We start from the raw sequence: 17390 nt of genomic DNA, 5'->3' as shown, positions 1-17390 counted from the left end.
CAGCAGAGAGAAGAGAGGAGAGTTAGTCGTCCGCGGAGATGGGTTCGCCGTCGCCGTTCGTCGGCGCCGGGCTGGAGCCCATGTCGTCCTCGTCGGCGTACGGGTACCACGTCATCTTCGTGTTGTGCATGTACGGGTCCTCGTAGTCGGTCTCCTCGGGGTCAGCGAGCGCCTGCAGGGCGTCCTCGTCCTGCCGCTGGATGAACTCGCGGAACGTCTCCTCGCCCTCGCGCTCGTCCTCGTAGGTCGCGAGTAAGTTCTGGATGTACCCCGGCACCTCGTCGGCGGGCACGCGCATCTCCACCCACTCCGCGAACTGGGGGTTCTCGCCGAGGCCGCCGCCGAGGCCGACGTCGAGCGCTTCCACGGGCTCGCCGTCCTTGCGGGTCTTCATCCCGCGGAGGCTGACGTCCGCAATCTGGGGCTGCGCGCAGGAGGCGGTGCAGCCCGAGAGGTGGATGTGGAAGTCGGTGACGCCGTCCGGGACGTCGACGTTCTCCTTCAGCCAGCGCGCGTACCGCACCTGGCGGTTCTTCGTCTCCACGATGGACAGCGAGCAGTACTCGGTGCCGGTGCACGCGATGGAGCCCCGCATGAACGGGTGGGGGTCCGGCGAGTAGTCATCGAGGAGGTCCGCCGCGAGGAAGTCGTCGAGGTCCTCCTCGGGGATGTCCGTCACGATGACGTTCTGGCGCTGCGTGAGCCGGACCTCGCCGCTGCCGTACTCGTCGGCGAGGTCGGCGAGCTCGTAGACGTCGTCGACGCCCTGCCGGCCGACGAGGACGTTCAGGCCGACGTAGTAGTTGCCGTCGGGCTGCTCGTGCACGCCGACGTGGTCGCCGTGCTCGTGGCCGCCGGCGTTGTACGTGTACTGGTCGCGGAGGTCGTCGCCCGCGCTCTCCAGCTCCCAGTCGACGTAGTCCTCCTGGAGGACGCGACGGACCTTGTCGGCGCCCCACTCGTCGACGAGGAACTTGATGCGGGCGTTGTAGCGGTCCTCGCGATCGCCGTGGTCGTGGAACAGCTCGGTCGCGGCGCCCGCGATGTCGGTGACCTTCTCCTCGGGCACCCAGATGTCGACGTCGCGAGCGAACCGCGGCTCCTTGCGCGCGAGGCCGCCGCCGATGCGGACGTTGAAGCCGAGTTCGCCGTCCTTCTCCGCGGGCTCGAACGCGAGGTCGTTGATGTCGCCCTGCCCGCAGCCCTGGTCGCAGCCCGTCACCGAGACCTTCCACTTCCGCGGGAGGTTCGAGTAGTCGTCGTTGCCCTTGAACGTCTCGTGGAGCTCCTCGGCGACCGGCCACGCGTCGACGTGCTCGTGGGTGTCCTTGCCGGCGACCGGACAGCCGACGATGTTCCGCCACGAGTCACCGCAGGCCTGCTGGGTCGTGAGGCCGTTCGATTCGAGCTTCTCGAAGATGTCCGGGACGTCCTCCAGTTTGATCCAGTGGAGCTGGATGGACTGGCGGGTCGTCCAGTCGCAGTACGCCGCGCCGAACTCGGGGTTGTCGACCGGGCCGCGGGCGTACTCGTCGGCGACCTCCGCGACCGTGCGGAGCTGGCCGGGCTCGAGGACGCCGTTCGGCGTCCCGATGCGCATCATGAAGTAGCTCTCCTGGCCCTTCCGCTGGTGGTACAGCCCCCACCACTTGAAGCGCTCGAACCACGCGTCCTCTTCCTCCTCGGGGATGGCGTCCCAGCCCTCCTCGGCGAACCGGAAGAGATGCTCCCGGATCTCGTTACCGTAGACCTCGTCCTTCCACTGCTCGACGTCCGTGGGCATGTAGACACATACTCGGCTCCCTCCCTTACCAAAGCGTGCTTGCCGTCAAGGTTCCCCGCGGCCGTCCGGTAGCGGAGACTCTTACCGCTATCGCCGAACACCTTCGACCAGCCGGAAGCCGTCGTCGGTCACCTTCCCCACCGGGAGCCACGGCGCCGTGCCGGACTCCCCGCAGTTCAGGCAGTGGCCGTGCGGCCGCGCCTCCACCCGCCGGCCGTTCACGCCCACGTCGACGAACGCTTCCACGACGAGCCACGCGAGCTCGCACGAACAGAACGTCTCCGCGACCGGCCACACCTCGCTGGTCCCCACCGCGCGCTCGTCGTTCACGCTCACCCACGCGGCGTCGTCGAGCAGCCGGAGTCGCGTCGCCATACTCCCCCTCGGTCGGCCAGCCGTGTACTCCCGTCGGCGCTGGTAACGCCTGCCTGTCGTCACCACTACCGTCAAGACTCTCTGGTACCGGTCAGCGCTGGCGGGCGTTGCGCGCGAAGCGACAGTTATCCGTGTGCGCTCCCTACCGTGGCGTATGCACACCCGTACGCGCGGCAACCGCCAACACGCGTCCGCCGACGCCGCACCCGAGCTGTTCGCAGCGGAGGTGGACGGCGAGTGAACCAACACGCCGAACGCGACGCCGACCGCGACGAGCAGCGCGACGACGACCACCTCGCCGACGTCGAACCCGGCGCCGGCTGCACGGAGATCTGGGAGCACCTCTCGGAGCGCCGGGAGAACCACGACGACGAGGAGTAGGTGTTTTACGCGCGACCCCGTTACTCGATGGCATGACTGACGAGGAGCGGCTCCCGCCGACGGACCGCGAGTCGCCCGTCGGCGAGCCGGTCGTCCGCGGCGACGAACGCGTCACCGGCGAGCACGCCCGCGAAGCCGTCTCGTTCGACCCCGACGACCCCGACAGCGTCGCGGAAGCCGCCGACACCGTCGGCGCGTTCGCGCGCAACGAGCTCGGCGACAGCCACCTCTACATGCTCCGCGGCGCCGCCGCCTGCGCCGCGCTCGTCCGCGCGGAGAACTCCTACAAGGCCGCCGCCGAGCGCGCGGACGGCGACGTCGGCGTCTCCTTCATCCGGAAGTGGGCGCGCGTCCACGACCTCCCGCGGCCGTCCGCGAGCACGTCGCCGCCGGCCACATCCCGCCGACCGCCGCGAAACACATCGCGCGCGTCGGCGGCGACGACCGCTACCTCCTCGCGTGGGCCGTCGTCGACAACGACCTCACCGTCCGGGACGTCCGGCAGGCCGCCAGCGCCGTCAACGAGGGCGACGCGCTCGACGACGTCCTCGAAGAACTCGGCGTCACCCCCGGCGAACTCACGGTCACGCTCCCGTCACCGGTGTACCGGGACCTCCGGCGACACGCCACCGTCTCCGACCGCGACGCCGACGACGTCGTCGCCGAGGCGCTCCGCGACTACCTGTAGTTCTCGGCGAGGAACGCCTCGCCCGCGTCCGCGAGCGCGTCCACCGCGGTCTCGACCTCCCGGAAGTCGATGGTCTCGTCCGGGAAGTGCGCCTGCTCGATGCTCCCCGGCCCGAACAGCACCGCGGGAATCCCCGCCTCGACGTAGTGGCGCGCGTCCGCGCCGTAGGTCACGCCCCGGGGCTCGGTCTCCGCGAGGTCGTTCGCGCGCATCCCCGACTGGACGGCTCGCACGACCGGCTCGTCGGGCGGGATCTCGGACGCCTCGAACTGGACGGAGAACCGCTCGAACTCGGGCGGGTGGTCGGCGAGCCACTCGCTGTCCGCGACCACCTCGGCGAGCCGCTCGTCGAACGCCGCCTCCACTTCGGCGACGGTCTCCCCGGGCGCGACGCCGATGCGCCACTCCGTGGTCAGCGACGCCGGCACCGTCGACGCCCACTCGCCCGCTTCGACCGTCCCGCAGACCACGGGCCACTTCGTCGGGTACTCCTCGTACAGCGGGTGGGTGACTGCCCGCTCGCGCTCCGCGGCGAGCTCCGCGAACGCGTCCCGGACCCGGTCGAAGTGCGGGAGCACGGACTCGCCGCGCCACGGCGTCGCCGCGTGCGACGACCGGCCGGTCAGCCGCAGGCGCTTCATCAGACTCCCCTCCGAGGCGACCACGGGCGTGAGTGCGGTCGGCTCCGCGATAATCGCGGCGTCCCGCTCGAACGGGTAGGGGTTGTCCAGCGCCGCGGTCGCCGCGCCGAGGCCGCCCGCCTCCTCGCCGACCACGCCCTCGACGACGACCCGGCCGTCGACGTCACGCTCCGCGAGCGCGAGCGCCGCGAACACGCACGCCGCGAGCCCGGCCTTCATGTCCGCCGCGCCCCGCGCCGTCAGTTCGTCGCCGCGCCACCGCGCTTCGAACGGCTGCGACGACCACACCGCCTCGTCCGCCGGCACCACGTCGAGGTGGCCGTTCAACACGAGCGTCGGCCCCGCGTCCGGGTCGCCGAGTTCGAGGACGCCACCGACGCTGCGCCGGTCGGCCGCCCGGATCTCCGCCGGGTCGTCCGGGAACGACCGGTGGCCCGCGAGCAACTCCGCGTCCACGTCCCACTCGTACGTCTCGAAGCCCAACTCCGCCAGCTTCGCCGAGAACCACGCCGCCACCGGCGCCTCGTTCGCGTCCGTCGACTCGAAGGCGACCAGTTCGGACGCGAACTCGCGTACGCGCTGCATACCAACGGGTTCGCCGACGGCCGCGTAAGGGTTTCGCTGGATGGTAAACGTTTAACGTCGCGCTGCCCGACGTGAAATCGAGGGCCGATAGCTCAGTCCGGCAGAGCGTCTGGCTTTTAACCAGACGGTCGAGGGTTCAAATCCCTCTCGGCCCGTACTCCGTCGCGAGCGAACGCGAGCGACGAATCGGGTGGAGGGATTCGAACCCCGGAAGTCGCAGCCCACGCAGCCGAGCGAAGCGAGGTGAGCAGGAACGTCTTCCTCTGGTTCAAATCCCCCGCAGCACTCCCTCTCGGCCCGTATTCTGCCGTCGGCCGAGTCAGTACGGCGTCGCCACTGGGGGACGTTGAGAACGAGGAACGTGCTACGCTTGCGTGTGTGCGAGCCAGGCGAGCCCGACCCCGACGCCGACGGCGCCGAGCGCGCCGAGGACCTGCAGGACGGTGACGACGCCGCTGTTCGTGTACTGCCACGGCATACCGACGAGCGTCCCGATACCGACGAGCGCGACGAACGCGCCGACGAGGACGCCGTAGACGTCGAGCGTGTCAGCGAATGGCTGTTGCATGCACGACGCCTCGCCGCCGAACACGTTAACGGTGACGGAACGCCCCGGTGGCGTCAGTACCGCGACGGCATGAACGCCAGCATCACGAGCAGCGCCGCGGCCAGCGAGCTCAGGATGACGATGCCCCAGAGGCCGTTCATGCGCTCGTGGAACGTCGACTGCGCCGCGACGTCCGAGTTGTAGTCCTGGTAGTCGGTCGTCAGCTGGAGGACCGACTCCCCGCCCTGCTGTTCGAAGTGCGCGAGGTACGCCGTGTCACCGAGCGTGGTGTTCTCGCCCTCGGCGAAGCTGAGCTCGTTCGTCCGCGGCGCGAACCACTCGATAGTCACCGAGGTGTTGGTGACCGAGGCGACGACCGTCTCGTTGTCGTTGTCCGGGCGCTCGATCGCGTCGCCCTCCGAGAACTCGTGGACCACGGGCTCGGGGAGGTACTCGTCGCGCTCGACGAGGCGGCGCTCGCCGTCCTCCTCGACGATGACGTACGTGGTGCCGTTCTGCTCGACGGTCGGCCATTCGACCGTCTGGACCTCGCGGAGCTCGAACTCACTCGGGTCCGTCTGGTTCGGGATCGCGACCGAGTAGTTGTCGCCCTCGTAGACCACGGTGTCGTCGGCCTCCCACGTCTCCGTGTACCGCGCGGACTCGTTGGTCCACTCCGCGGTCGCCGAGCCGTCCGAGACCTCCGTGAAGCTGTACGACGTCCCCGCCACCGTCAGCGTCTCGCTCGCGGAGAGCGTGTGATCAGGGTCCTCGAGTGTCACGTCGGGCTGCTGGGCGGCGCCGATGAACGTGTACGCGCCGGCCGCCAGCAGAAGGAAGACCACGACAGACACCGCCGCAGCACGTCGTTGCATACTCGAAGCGTGGGGAGGGCGTCGTATAATCGTTACTTTCCCGTCGCGTGTCGCAGGCGGCGACGAGGCTGCGGATTAGCGGGCCGCAGCGCGCGCAAAAAAGCCAAGGGCCGGATTTGAACCGGCGATGAGCGGCTCTGCAGGCCGCCGCGTTAGGCCGAACTCTGCCACCTTGGCACCGTCTGGTGGTACTGCGCTCGCTCGCTTAAACGTAGCGGTCCGGAGCGTCGCCACTCCGCGCTACAAATGCGAAAAGCCCCGAACAGCACAGCTGCTGTTCGAGGCTGAATGAAGTATGATTGGCAGGCGGCGAACCGGATTTCCCAGAGGCTCGCGCACTCCAGTACTGACCGGAACGCAGGCGGGCTTATCTTCCGTGTTCGGGATGGGTACGGGAGTTGCCCCGCCGCTATGGCCGCCTTAATACCGACCAACGGAATCGAACCGTTGTCCCCGGACGGAAGTCCGGGACGCCAGTATCGGCGAACGTCCGTGTGTAAGTGCAATCCAGTTAACGCCTGGACTCGACCACGTATGTGGTTAAGTGCATGAGTGTGTGGCATCGGTCTGTTAGTGCTCGCGGGCTGAACGTCTCGTTGCCTTGACGCGTACACCCCGAGTCTATCGAACTCGTCTTCTACGAGTGACCTCAACGGTGATTCTTTTCCAGGTGGGTTTCGAGCTTAGATGCATTCAGCTCTTACCCCGTGGTGCGTAGCTGCTCGGCACTTGCCCTCTCGGACAACCGATACACCAGTGGCACCCGTTCATAGTTCCTCTCGTACTATATGAACGTTCCTGTCAATCACCAAAACACCCCCAATAGATAGCAGCCGACCTGTCTCACGACGGTCTAAACCCAGCTCACGACCTCCTTTAATAGGCGAACAACCTCACCCTTGCCCGCTTCTGCACGGGCAGGATGGAGGGAACCGACATCGAGGTAGCAAGCCACTCGGTCGATATGTGCTCTTGCGAGTGACGACTCTGTTATCCCTAAGGTAGCTTTTCTGTCAGCAATGGCCCGCATCAAGCAGGCTCATTGGTTCGCTAGACCAGGCTTTCGCCTCAGCGTCCCTCGTTGTGTAGGACACTGTCAGACTACCTTTTGCTCTTGCGCTCTTCTCCGGGTCTCCGACCCGGATGAGGTAGCCTTAGGGCGCGCTCGATATCTTTTCGAGCGCGTACCGCCCCAGTCAAACTGCCCGGCTACCGGTGTCCTCCTCCCGGAGTGAGGGTCACAGTCACTGACGGGTAGTGTTTCATGGCTGACTCGGTGGCATGCTAGCGCATGTACCTGTGTAACGTCTCCTACCTACCCTGCACATCAGCGACCGTGTCCCAGCGACAGCCTGCAGTAAAGCTCTATAGGGTCTTCGCTTCCCCTTGGGGGTCTCCAGACTCCGCACTGGAACGTACAGTTCACCGGGCCCAACGTTGGGACAGTGAGGCTCTCGTTGATCCATTCATGCAAGCCGCTACTGAAGCGGCAAGGTACTACGCTACCTTAAGAGGGTCATAGTTACCCCCGCCGTTAACGGGTCCTTCGCCCCATTGTACTGGGTGTTCAGATACCCGCACTGGGCAGGATTCAGTGACCGTACGCGTCCTTGCGGATTTGCGGTCACCTATGTTGTTATTAGACAGTCGGAGCCTCCGAGACACTGCGACCTGCCCAATCACTGGGCAGGCATCCCTTATCGCGAACTTACGGGACTAACTTGCCGAATTCCCTAACGTCGGTTGTTCCCGACAGACCTAGGCTTTCGCTGCCAGAGCACCTGTGTCGGATCTTGGTACGGACATCGTGCTCGTCTTTTCACGGGCCCCAGATTGACTCGAGTTTCCCTATCCCGCCGTTCGTCCGCTTCCTGCCATTACGGCTTCCACGGACTTGGACGGTTCGACCGGGCGATGGCCCGGCTCGAGCTACTCCGAGGCGTCGACTTTCACTGCACGATGGCACGGGAATATTAACCCGTTTCCCTTTTGTCCCGCTCGAATTACGACGGGACTTAGGACCGGCTAACCCTCGGCTGATTAGCATTGCCGAGGAACCCTTGCTCTTCTCGGTCGTCGGGGTTCTAACCCGACTAACGCTGCTACTATGGCCAGGATTTTCTTCCCCATTCGGTCCACTCGAGTTCTCACCCGAGCTTCCGCCCGAACAGAGTGCCAACCTACTGGATCACGCTGTCACGCGTGCCGTTAGGTCTCGGTGGTGAACTTGAGCCCCGATCATTTTGGGCGCCCCGAACCTCGGCCGGTAAGCTGTTACGCTTTTCTTGGAGGGTAGCTGCTTCTAAGCTCACCTCCCGGCTGTCTAGGGCTCGGGACCACCTTCAATCGCACTTAGCTCACACTTTGGGACCTTAACCTAACTCTGGGTTGTCTCCCTCACGGTGCACAGGCTTACCCCGCACACCGGATTCCCTGCGTCGACGGCGTTCGTAGGTTCGGAGTTCGACAGGAGGGCCAACTCCTCTCGGAGTTGGACCCTCCAATCGGTAGCTCTACCCCACGAACTACCTCGGCAGAGGTCATGCTTCGACATGTTTCGGTTGGAACCAGCTGTTGCCAGATTCGATGGGCCTTTCACCCCTACACGTAGGTCACGGGAGGGTATTGAAAGACACCAACCCTAACAGACCTCCACATGGCTTTCGCCATGCTTCATCTTGCCCACGCGTAGATCATCTGGTTTCGGGTCGTGTCCGTTTGACTCCCCGCCCTTGAAGACGGCGGCCCTCGCGCAAAGCGCTGCGGCCATGTCGGTTTCCCTACGCCTCCCCGGATGCTCCGGTTAGACTCGTCAGACAGACACACTCCCTGGCTCGTTTTTCAAAACGTACGACGGAACATCGGCTCCCCACAGGTCCTACTACAGGCTCGCGCCTGACTCGTTCCCAGTGAGGCCTTTTATGCCCCGTCGCTCCATCGCCACCTGATTTCAAGCCCTATTTCACCCCCCTTTGTGGGGTGCTTTTCAGCGTTCGTTCACACTACTTGTTCACTATCGGTCTCGGAGAGTACTTAGTCTTGGCAGTCGATGCCTGCCATCTTCACGAGGGATTTCCGACCCCCGCTACTCTGGAGCTGGCTCACGACTTACTTGTCCGCGGTACGGGGCTGTCACCCTGTATCGCGCTCCGTTTCAGGAGACTTCGCGCGAACGTTCAGTCGATGCATGCCAGTCCGAACACCACATTGCCCAGAAGGCTTCGGTTTGGACTGGGCCGCGTTCATTCGCCATTACTAACGGCGTCCCATTCGGTTTCTCTTCCTGGCCGTACTGAGATGTTTCAATTCCGGCCGTTCCCCATTGCGCGCAGCAATTGCGGTGGGGATTCCCATTAGGAGATCCTGAGTTCTTCGCCTCCGTGCGGCTCCCTCAGGCTTATCGCAGCTTGGCACGTCCTTCGTCGGCATCCGAGCCGAGCTATCCACCAGGTGGCACAGTAGCCACGTTGGATGTCAGCTGCAGAGCAGCTGACGATGGTACTCAACCACACGAAGTGGTCGAGGGTTGTTGGCGGTGAAGCCAACGACGATGAATGTCGACTGTAGAACAGTCGACGATGCTCACCACTGTGGGTGAGCGCTGTTGAGTCACGGATGTGACCAACAGTCGGTACTCGACCACGGTGGTCGAGTCCAGTGAGCGCCTGGATTGCACTTACACACGGTCGTCATCGTACGTCCTCGTGGTGAACGAGGAGCGTACATAGACCCTTCCCACCCGCACTTTCGCGGGGTGGTGCATCAGTCTTCGTCGGGATTCATCGTTGCGCCGTGTCCCACTTAAGGGACACGGTTCGCGGTGAATCCCGGACGGGATGGACCCACTGGGATTCGAACCCAGGGCATCCTCCTTGCAAAGGAGGCACTCTACCACTGAGCTATGGGCCCACCTCCCGAATCGGGAGGAGGTTGCGTTAGCCTTGATGGTTTGTAGGTGTCCAACTGGTCACGGCGTCGTCGAAAGGTGGGCCGGGGCTACGCCCCGGTCCCGATCGTTAGGAGGTGATCCAGCCGCAGATTCCCCTACGGCTACCTTGTTACGACTTAAGCCCCCTTGCGGAGCCCAGATTCGACCGGCGCATGCCGGCCTCATCCGAACCCCACTCGGGTGCTTTGACGGGCGGTGTGTGCAAGGAGCAGGGACGTATTCACCGCGCGCTTCTGACACGCGATTACTACCGAATCCAGCTTCATGAGGGCGAGTTTCAGCCCTCAATCCGAACTACGATCGAGTTTAGGAGATTAGCGCCTCCTCTCGGAGTTGCATCCCATTGTCTCGACCATTGTAGCCCGCGTGTTGCCCAGCTCATTCGGGGCATACTGACCTACCGTTGCCCGTTCCTTCCTCCGCTTTGGCAGCGGCAGTCCACCTAATGTACCCAGCTACCCAAAGGGTACTGCTGGCAATTAGGAGTGCGGGTCTCGCTCGTTGCCTGACTTAACAGGACGCCTCACGGTACGAGCTGACGGCGGCCATGCACCTCCTCTCAGTAGCGTCGGGTAAGGTCATCAACCTGACCGTCATTACTACTGTCGGAGCTGGTGAGATGTCCGGCGTTGAGTCCAATTAAACCGCAGGCTCCTCCGGTTGTAGTGCTCCCCCGCCAATTCCTTTAAGTTTCATCCTTGCAGACGTACTTCCCAGGCGGCCCGCTTCTCGGCTTCCCTACGGCACAGCGCAGGCTCGTAGCCTGCGCCACACCTAGCGGGCATCGTTTACAGCTAGGACTACCCGGGTATCTAATCCGGTTCGAGACCCTAGCTTTCGTCCCTCACTGTCGGATCCGTCCTCCTGAGGCGCTTTCGCCACCGGTGGTCCGTCCAGGATTACGGGATTTCACTCCTACCCCGGACGTACCCCTCAGGTCTTCCGGTCCCAAGCCGAACAGTTTCCGCTGGACGCCTGCTCGTTAAGCGAACAGATTTCCCAACGGACTTGTCCGGCCAGCTACGGACGCTTTAGGCCCAATAATATCGGCCATCACTCGGGCTGCCGGTATTACCGCGGCGGCTGGCACCGGTCTTGCCCAGCCCTTATTCGTACACCACCTTACGGTGTACAAAAGTGAAGGCTCTATGCCTTCACACTCGGAGTCCCCTTATCGCACTTGCGTACAGTGTAAAGGTTTCGCGCCTGCTGCGCCCCGTAGGGCCCGGAATCTTGTCTCAGATTCCGTCTCCGGGCTCTTGCTCTCACAACCCGTACCGATTATTGGCACGGTGGGCCGTTACCCCACCGTCTACCTAATCGACCGCAGCCACATCCTGTGGCGCCGTAGCGTTTCCAGCTCCGCCCGTTCCAGGGGCGGAGCGTTATTGGGAATTAGCCTCAGTTTCCCGAGATTGTTCCCATCCACAGGGTAGTTTGGCCACGTGTTACTGAGCTTTCCGCTGCGGGTCTAAACCCGCACAACTAGCATGGCTAAATCGGACTCCGATAGCAATGGCCTCCGGCAGGATCAACCGGAATTTTGCTGGGGTCAAGCCCCAGCGACCAGAACTAAAAGTCCTGGTTTGGCGGGAACACAAAGTGTTCCTCATAGCCACGACAAAGCGCCGTGGCCAGTTGGATGTCACCAAACCATCAAGGCTAACATCAGATTCCATCTGTACGGCGGACCGCAGGGGTGGAATCCTCATTCCTTCGGACCTGAACGTAGTCCACGACGGGTCATAAACCCATCGGACTTCGCTCGGTCCGAGACGACGTTCGCATTTCCTCCGACGCCCCGTTATTACTTAAGGGCATCGAACCGCGCTCGTGAGAGCGAGTCCGAACCCCGAAACGGGACCGAGGTAATGCATCAGTCGTCCGGAGAGACCCGGACGACCTCATCATCGTACGCATTACCTCGTATCCCCCGTTATTACTTAAGGGCATCGAACCGGACTCGTGAGAGCCCGATCGAGCACGGAGCGGGCGTCGGAAGCGTGCGTCAGTCACCCGGGAAACCCGAGTGACTTCATCGTCGTTCGCATTCTTCCGAAGCGCCCGGTATCACTTAAGGGCGTCGAACCAGACTCGCCGAAGGCGAGGGGTTCGACGCGGGGGCGTCGAGGCGTCAATCAGTGGCGTCGGGGTCACCGAGCCACCTCACGTCGTTCGCATCCCATCCGAGTGCCGGGTTACGTAAAACCCCATCGAACCGGAGACGGTTCGACACGCCACCACATGCCAGAAAACCACGTGACGGCGTACCGAGGACTGGGCGCGAAAATGCCGCGTGGGTGGAGGTCGACCGGTCGTCCCGCGCAGGTGCGTGCGGTCGGGCCGAGTGGTGCCCACGCGGGAGTCGCTACTGGCGGGAGCGACTAAGCCGTTACGCGTCGCGCACGCGAACAAAAAGTTTAGCAGCAGTCGTGCCGGGCGGCGTCAGTCTTCGATGTGTTTGATGCCTTCCTTGGAGACGTTCGCCTTCGTGATCTCGCCGGGCATCCAGTCGGGTTTGTCGCCGGGCGCCTCCTCCTCCCACGCCCACGCTTCGTAGATGTGGACCTTGTCGGTGCCCTTCTCGCGGAGCCGGAGCTCCTTGCGGTCGGCGTCCTGTTCACTGTCGGCGACGTCTTCGATGCGGCGAGCCGCCTTCAGTGCGGCCTGCCGTGGGGTGTTCCCGCTGAAGACGCTCGTCTCGTCGCCGGACTCTCGGAGCGCGAAGTTGCGCTTGCCGTCCTCACGTACCATGGTTTTGCTCCATGCTATGGGAACACAAGGCCGGGTGATAAATATATCGCCGATTTTGCCGGTAGATTTATGTACGAGTTCCGCTGGTTCGGGGAGAGCGACGGTCCGAGACCGCGGCGCCGACCGCCCGTATCCGGCCAGTCGCCGCCAGCGGGAGGGAACTCGGGCGGTCGGAAGAACTTAAGTACGGTGTGCGGCGAAAGGCAACGTAGACACTTCGCGATGGTTCGCAAGAAGACGCTCAGCCCGAGTGGCGCCAAAGGCGACGACGGGGAGTACCACAACGCCCACGTCAACCTCCACGAGGACGAACTGTCGGTCGCCGGCCTCGACATCGGCGACGAAGTCTTCGTCCGGGTGCGCGAGGACAAGATCATCATCCAGCGGGCCGACCAGGACGACGTCGAACACGACTTCTGACCGAATGTACCGGCTGGCCAAACCGCTGCTGTTCCGCCTCCCCCCGGAGACCGCCCACGGGGCGATAACGGGGCTGTTGCGCGTCGCACAGCGAACGGGCCTCGAGCGCGCGTACGCGAGCCACTACACCGTCGAGGACGACCGGCTGGCTGTCGACGCGTTCGGGCAGCCGTTCCCGAACCCCGTCGGCGTGGCCGCGGGCTTCGACAAGAACGCCGAAATACCACGAGCACTCGCTGCGCTCGGGTTCGGCCACGTCGAGGTCGGCGCGGTCACCGCCGAGGGCCAGCCCGGCAACCCGAGGCCGCGGATGTTCCGCCTCCGGGAGGACGACGCGCTCGTGAACCGCATGGGGTTCAACAACGCGGGCGCGGACGTCGTCGGCGAGCGCCTCGCCGACCAGCGACTCCCGGACGTGCCCGTGGGCGTGAACGTCGGGAAGTCGAAGTCCACGCCGCTGGCCGAGGCGCCGGAGGACTACCGGTACACGTACGAACGGGTCGCCGAGGGCGGCGACTACTTCGTGGTGAACGTCTCCAGTCCGAACACGCCGGGGCTGCGCGAGCTCCAGAACCGCGAGCAGCTCGCGTCGATTCTCGAGGCGCTGCAGGACGCTGGCGCGGCGCCCCTGCTCGTGAAGCTCTCCCCGGACCTCCACCGGGAGGCGGTCGTGGACGCGGTCGAGCTCGCGAACGACCTCGGGCTGGACGGGGTCGTCGCGACGAACACGACCACCGACCGCCCGGACTCCCTCCGGAGCCCGAACGCCGCGGAGAAGGGCGGCCTGTCGGGCCGGCCGATTCGCGAGCGCGCGACCGACCAGGTGCGCTTCGTCGCCGAGCGCACGGCCCTCCCGGTGGTCGGCGTGGGCGGCGTGTTCACGGCGGAGGACGCCTACGAGAAGATTCGCGCGGGCGCGTCCGTCGTCCAACTGTACACGGGCCTCGTCTACCGCGGGCCCGCCATCGCGAAGGACATCAACGAGGGCCTGCTCGGCCTGCTAGACCGCGACGGCTTCGCGTCCGTGGAGGACGCGGTCGGCGCGGACCTCTAATTACCGGAGCGCGCCGAGTTCGAACTCGAAGCCGGCGACCGGCACTTCGACGTCGTGGTCGACGATGACCGCGGGGTGGAGTTCGCCGACGACGCCCACTGCTTCGCCGTCGACGACGACGCTGGCGGCGCGGCCGTCGATGAACGACGGGTGGTCGGTGGCGGGCGTCTCGAGGTCGACGTGGAACTCCTCGCAGAGCGCTGCGAGCCGCGCCTTCGCGTCCTCGTAGGAGGCGTCGTGGCGCGCGAGCACGGCGGCGACGGTGCGGCGTTCGGCGACGCCGGTCTCGGTGGCATCGTCGACGCCCGCGGCGAACCCGATCTCCGCGAGGTCCTGCGGGTACGACCGGTGCGTGTTGTTCTCGAGGACGGAGACCAGCGACGGGAGCGCCCACGTGCGGAGGATGGTGAAGTCCTCGCTGTAGGGCTCCTCGATGGTCGCGGGCGCCGCGGCCCCGACGGCGTCGTCCTCGGGGGAGAGGCGCATCCGCTCGAAGTTGTCGGCCTCGCTGGTCATGTTGAAGTTCAGGAGGTCCTCGAAGCCGAGGCCGACGAGCGTCTCCCGGGCGGCGGCCTCCAGCCTCGAGGTCTCCGTGCGCCCGCCGATGGTGCCGACCTCGGGGTAGCGCGGCACGAGTTCGTTGAATCCGTACGCGCGCCCGATGTCGTCGGCGACGTCGACGGGGTGGAGCACGTCGACGCGGTACGGCGGAATCTCCACGTCGTAGGTGAGGTCGTCGCCGCCCTCGGGCTCGGCGTCGAGGCCCGCGCGCTCCGCGAGGTCGACGACCTCGTCGGGTTCGAGGTCGATGCCGAGCAGCGTCTCGACGCGCTCGTGGGGGACGCGCTTGGTCCGGACCTCGAAGTCCGGGCGCACGAGCTCGGTGTCGCCGTACTCGACGGTGACGTCCTCGACGGTGGCGCCGCGGGCGTCGAGGGCGTAACAGACGATGGCGCACATCCGGTCGATGGTCCACTGGTCGGTGCCAGTGAGTTCGACGAACAGCTCCCGGGAGTCCGTCGACACCTCGGTGCGCCGGCCGTTGATGACCGGCGGGAACGAGAACAGCCCGATGTCGTCGTAGATGGCGGGGAAGGTGTCGTACTCCGCGAGCAGGTCCGCGTACTGCTCGCCGGTCGGGTGTTCGGTGAGGACTTCCGCGGGCGTGCGCTCGGCGTCGTCGTCCAGCGGGACGAACGTGTCGCCGTCCGGCTCGACGCCCGTGTACGTGATGGAGCGCCTCGCGTTCCCGTCCGCTCCGCTGACGGACTCACCTTTCAGCATGGCGAGGTCGTGGATGCCGATGGCGCCCTTCGCGCGCTTCCGGCCCATCGTCGCGTGGAGCTTCTCCTGCAGCTGGATGAGCGAGTCGAGGGCGTCCTCGTCGAGGTCCACGCCCCGGATGACGGCGCCCGTGACGCAGGGCCGCTCGTCGGGGACGTCCTGCACGTCGATGGTCCACTCGGCGCTGTTCGTGTCGGGGACGTAGACGCCGCGGTCGTCGCCGTAGTGGTAGCGCAGCGAGCGCGCGATGCCCTCCACGGAGAGCCGGTCGAGGCGGTCGGCCTCGAACTCGAGTTTGAACTCGCCCTCGTCGTCTCGCCCTCGTACTCGACGCCGAGCCCGAAGAGGTCGTCCTTGAGTTCGTCGTCGCTCTTCTCCGTGTGGCCCGTGAGCGTGCGGAGTTCGTCGGGGTCGATGTCGACGACGGGCATCAGTACACCACCTCCGCGTCCCGCAGGAACTCCAGGTCACACAGCGTCCCGTGGACGTCGCGGATGTCCTCGAAGCCGGTGACGAGCATGAGCAGCCGTTCGAGGGCGAGCCCCCACGCCATCACGTCCGCCTCGACGCCGAGCGGTTCGAGCATCTCCGGGCGGAAGATGCCGGAGTTCCCGATTTCGATGAGCTCGCCGGTCTCCGGGTGGCGGCCGAACAGCTCGAACGAGGGTTCGGTGTAGGGGTTGTACGTGGGCTTGAACTCGATGTCCGTGATGCCGAACTGGCTGTAGAACTCCCGGAAGGTGCCCATGAGGTCCCGGACGGAGAGGTCCTCGGCCATCACCCACCCCTCGATCTGGAAGAACTCCAGCAGGTGGGTGGCGTCGAGGGTGTCGTTACGGTAGGCCTTCTCGACGCTGAAGTACCGCTGGGGCGGCTCGACGTCCGCGCCGGCGACCCCGGAGAGGTAGCGGGCGGTGAGACTCGTCGTGTGCCCGCGGAGCGCGAGTGAGCGAGCGAACTCCTCGTCCCACGGCGAGTGGTAGCCGTCGCCCTCGGAGCCGACGCCCTCGCGGTGGGCGCGCTCGACGCGCTCGACGAGGTCGTCGGGCAGGTCGTCGATTTTCTCGGGCTGCTCCAAGGCGAACCGGTCCCAGTGGTTGCGCGCGGGGTGGTCCTGGGGCATGAACAGGCAGTCGTTGATATAGAAGTCCGCGTCGACGTGGGGCCCCTCCATCTCCTGGAACCCCATCCCGACGAGCACGTCCTTGACGCGCTCGGCGGCCTGCCGGAGCACGTGGGTCTTCCCGGGCGTGTACTCGGCGGCGTCTGCTTCGACGTTGTAGTCGGCGAACTCCGCGTCCCGCCACTCGCCGGACGCGAGCATGTCGGGGGGTGAGCTGGCCGACCTCCTCGCTCGCCTCGACGCCCGCCATGAGTTCCGTGACGCCCGCCTCCGTCAACAGCACCGAGCGGACGGTGCGCTCGCGGACGGCGACGAGGTCGCGGCGCTCCAACTGGTCGAGGGCGTCGTCGTCAGCGACGGACCCCCCGGAAGCAAGCGCCTCGAGTGCGGCGGCCTCCGCGTCCCCGCTCGGGTCCGCGTCGGGGTCCGCGGAGAGCTCGCCGCTCTCGATGTCCCCGTAGCCCTTCCGGGCGTAGTTCGACAGCGCGATGTCGACCTGCGGGCCCTCGAGGCCGGACGCGCCGATGACCTCGCCCATCGACACGGGCGACTCGTCGGCGCCGGCCTCGAGCGCGGCCTCGTAGAGTCGGACCTCGGGCAGTCCGTCCTCGGCGTACTCGCGGCCCTCCTCGGTCAGTTCGACCTCCTCCTCGGTCTCCTCGACGACGTCCACGAGGCCGGCGTCCTCCAGCTCGAACGCCGCGCCCGTGACCGTCTCCGGCGGCCGCTCCATGTCGGCCGCGAGGTCGGCGATACGTCTCGGTTCGTCGGCGCTCGCCGCTTCGAGCACCGCGACCTGCTGTGGTGGCAGTTTCATTGTGCGTAGGGGTGTGTGGCAGTCAGTTATCCGTTCCGCTCCCGGCCCGAACGAGCGGGTTCGGCCCCGCGACGGCTCCCGCCGCCGTGGGGCGTCCACCGCTCGCTCAGGCGA

9 protein-coding genes, 3 tRNA genes, 3 rRNA genes and 3 pseudogenes are annotated in these 17390 nt (G+C 65.6%); 5 read left to right on the top strand and 13 right to left on the bottom strand.

Annotated elements, in window-relative coordinates:
• Window positions 1–22: 22 nt before the first annotated feature.
• Window positions 23–1783 (bottom strand): nitrite/sulfite reductase, encoded by a 1761-nt coding sequence (locus GJ634_RS02075; protein WP_157500279.1) that lies wholly within the window; start codon window positions 1781–1783, stop codon window positions 23–25.
• Window positions 1784–1870: 87 nt separating this feature from the next.
• The gene (locus tag GJ634_RS02070; RefSeq protein ID WP_157500278.1) at window positions 1871–2158 is read right to left on the bottom strand and encodes a hypothetical protein; all 288 of its coding nucleotides are present in this window, start codon (window positions 2156–2158) and stop codon (window positions 1871–1873) included.
• A gap of 237 nt (window positions 2159–2395) precedes the next feature.
• On the opposite strand from GJ634_RS02070, the gene GJ634_RS02065 reads away from it, so the two are divergent.
• Entirely contained in the window at window positions 2396–2539 is a 144-nt protein-coding gene (locus GJ634_RS02065) for a hypothetical protein (protein ID WP_157500277.1), read from the top strand.
• A gap of 32 nt (window positions 2540–2571) precedes the next feature.
• Window positions 2572–3227: pseudogene (locus tag GJ634_RS02060) on the top strand (hypothetical protein).
• Here GJ634_RS02060 and GJ634_RS02055 read toward each other — a convergent pair.
• On the bottom strand, window positions 3218–4453 hold the full coding sequence (locus GJ634_RS02055) for a M20 family metallopeptidase (RefSeq protein ID WP_157500276.1): 1236 nt from the start codon (window positions 4451–4453) through the stop codon (window positions 3218–3220). The pseudogene GJ634_RS02060 and the gene GJ634_RS02055 overlap by 10 nt on opposite strands.
• A gap of 81 nt (window positions 4454–4534) precedes the next feature.
• On the opposite strand from GJ634_RS02055, the gene GJ634_RS02050 reads away from it, so the two are divergent.
• Window positions 4535–4608: transfer RNA gene (locus GJ634_RS02050), tRNA-Lys, on the top strand.
• A gap of 209 nt (window positions 4609–4817) precedes the next feature.
• On the opposite strand, the gene GJ634_RS02045 is transcribed toward GJ634_RS02050, so the two are convergent.
• The 8 genes from GJ634_RS02045 to GJ634_RS02010 all read right to left on the bottom strand — a co-directional run bounded on the left by GJ634_RS02045 (window position 4818) and on the right by GJ634_RS02010 (window position 12578).
• Complete coding sequence (locus GJ634_RS02045; protein ID WP_157500275.1) at window positions 4818–5021, bottom strand: hypothetical protein; 204 nt, start codon at window positions 5019–5021, stop codon at window positions 4818–4820.
• Window positions 5022–5074: 53 nt separating this feature from the next.
• The gene (locus GJ634_RS02040) at window positions 5075–5875 is read right to left on the bottom strand and encodes a hypothetical protein (RefSeq protein WP_157500274.1); all 801 of its coding nucleotides are present in this window, start codon (window positions 5873–5875) and stop codon (window positions 5075–5077) included.
• 101 nt (window positions 5876–5976) lie between these two features.
• Window positions 5977–6052, bottom strand: a tRNA-Cys gene (locus GJ634_RS02035).
• 124 nt (window positions 6053–6176) lie between these two features.
• A 5S ribosomal RNA gene (gene rrf / locus GJ634_RS02030) occupies window positions 6177–6298 on the bottom strand.
• 128 nt (window positions 6299–6426) lie between these two features.
• Window positions 6427–9346 (bottom strand): 23S ribosomal RNA (locus GJ634_RS02025).
• Window positions 9347–9712: 366 nt separating this feature from the next.
• A tRNA-Ala gene (locus GJ634_RS02020) sits at window positions 9713–9784 on the bottom strand.
• Between the two features lie 109 nt (window positions 9785–9893).
• Window positions 9894–11366 (bottom strand): 16S ribosomal RNA (locus tag GJ634_RS02015).
• The 16S, 23S and 5S rRNA genes sit together here with 2 tRNA genes alongside, the layout of an rRNA operon.
• Window positions 11367–12269: 903 nt before the next feature.
• Window positions 12270–12578, bottom strand: a complete 309-nt coding sequence (locus GJ634_RS02010; protein ID WP_157500273.1) for a non-histone chromosomal MC1 family protein — start codon at window positions 12576–12578, stop codon at window positions 12270–12272.
• Window positions 12579–12800: 222 nt separating this feature from the next.
• Here GJ634_RS02010 and GJ634_RS02005 point away from each other — a divergent pair, with 222 nt between their 5' ends.
• Together GJ634_RS02005 and GJ634_RS02000 are read left to right on the top strand one after the other, a co-directional pair.
• Entirely contained in the window at window positions 12801–12998 is a 198-nt protein-coding gene (locus GJ634_RS02005) for an AbrB/MazE/SpoVT family DNA-binding domain-containing protein (protein WP_058984575.1), read from the top strand.
• A 4-nt stretch (window positions 12999–13002) separates the two neighbouring features.
• Window positions 13003–14052 carry a quinone-dependent dihydroorotate dehydrogenase gene (locus GJ634_RS02000; protein WP_157500272.1) on the top strand — a complete coding sequence of 350 codons (1050 nt, stop codon included), beginning with the start codon at window positions 13003–13005 and terminating at the stop codon, window positions 14050–14052.
• Here the strand turns inward: GJ634_RS02000 and pheT are convergent.
• A pseudogene (gene pheT / locus GJ634_RS01995) lies at window positions 14053–15767 on the bottom strand (phenylalanine--tRNA ligase subunit beta). It lies immediately after the preceding gene.
• A pseudogene (locus GJ634_RS01990) lies at window positions 15767–17276 on the bottom strand (phenylalanine--tRNA ligase subunit alpha). The pseudogenes pheT and GJ634_RS01990 overlap by 1 nt, the downstream one beginning before the upstream one ends.
• Window positions 17277–17390 lie beyond the last annotated feature (114 nt).

This window comes from Halobacterium sp. CBA1126, assembly GCF_009741975.1.
Classification (GTDB): Archaea; Halobacteriota; Halobacteria; order Halobacteriales; family Halobacteriaceae; genus Halobacterium.
This window is presented reverse-complemented; position numbering and strand designations above follow the sequence as displayed.